The organism is Bradyrhizobium sp. CFUWI (assembly GCF_056429085.1).
This window is the reverse complement of sequence record NZ_JBWJZE010000110.1, coordinates 1-1,032: the sequence shown is the minus strand read 5'-3', so window position 1 is coordinate 1,032 and position 1,032 is coordinate 1. Positions and strand designations below refer to the sequence as shown.

Here is a 1,032-nt window from a genome sequence, read left to right as displayed (position 1 = left end):
CTAGTACCCACTATCCTTGGATCGTGAGTCGTGATTCAAGATATGGATGATCCCCGAAGCAAGAGAAGTCCACCTTTCGCGGAAAGATCGCAAGGTGCTTGAGGCGTGTTGTCGCTCGCCGGTGACGTTGCAGCGCGATTTGAAGCGGGCTCGGATAGTTCTGTTGGCGGCGGACGGGTGCAGCACGCGGTCGATCGCCAAGGAAGTCGGGGTCCAGCCGCGGATTGTCAGCCTTTGGCGGCATCGCTATGCCGACCATGGCCTGGATGGGCTGCAAGACAAGCCACGGCCGGGCAAGCAGCCGATCTATACGAAGGCCACCGACAAGCGGATTCTGAAGCTGCTGGATAAGCCGCCCCCGCAAGGGTTTGCACGCTGGACCGGCCCTCTGCTGGCCGAGGCGCTGGGCGATGTTGACGTCCAATATGTCTGGCGGTTCCTGCGCAGCCACAAGATTGACCTCGCGGCTCGCAAGTCCTGGTGCGAGAGCAACGACCCGAACTTTACGGCCAAAGCCGCCGATGTGTTGGCCTCTACGTCGCCCCGCCCGCGAAGGCCATTGTGCTATGTGTGGACGAGAAGCCCTCGATCCAGGCCTTGGAGCGAGCGCAGGGTTATCTGAAGTTGCCCAATGGCCGCGCCTTGACCGGCCAGAGCCACGACTACAAGCGGCATGGCACGACGACGCTGTTTGCGGCGCTTGAGGTCGCCACCGGAAAGATCATCGCGACGCATTCAAAACGCCGTCGTCGCGTCGAGTTTCTCGACTTCATGAACAGCGTCACCGCGGCCTTTCCGAGCCGCAAGCTTCACGTCATCCTCGACAACCTCAACACCCACAAGAAAAACGAGCACTGGCTCAAGGCCCACCCCAACGTGCAATTTCATTTCACGCCAACAAGCGCCTCCTGGCTCAATCAGGTCGAGGTCTGGTTCTCGATCCTGCAGGGGCAGTCACTTAGCGGCACCTCCTTCACAAGCCTCAAGCAGCTTCAGGAACACATCGATGCCTACGTCAACGCGTACAACGAT

At 60.0% G+C, this 1,032-nt stretch carries 1 pseudogene; it reads left to right on the top strand.

Annotation, left to right across the window (positions count from 1 at the left end):
• Positions 1 to 121: 121 nt before the first annotated feature.
• Positions 122 to 1,032, top strand: a pseudogene (locus AC066S_RS38910) (IS630 family transposase); the annotation flags it as partial.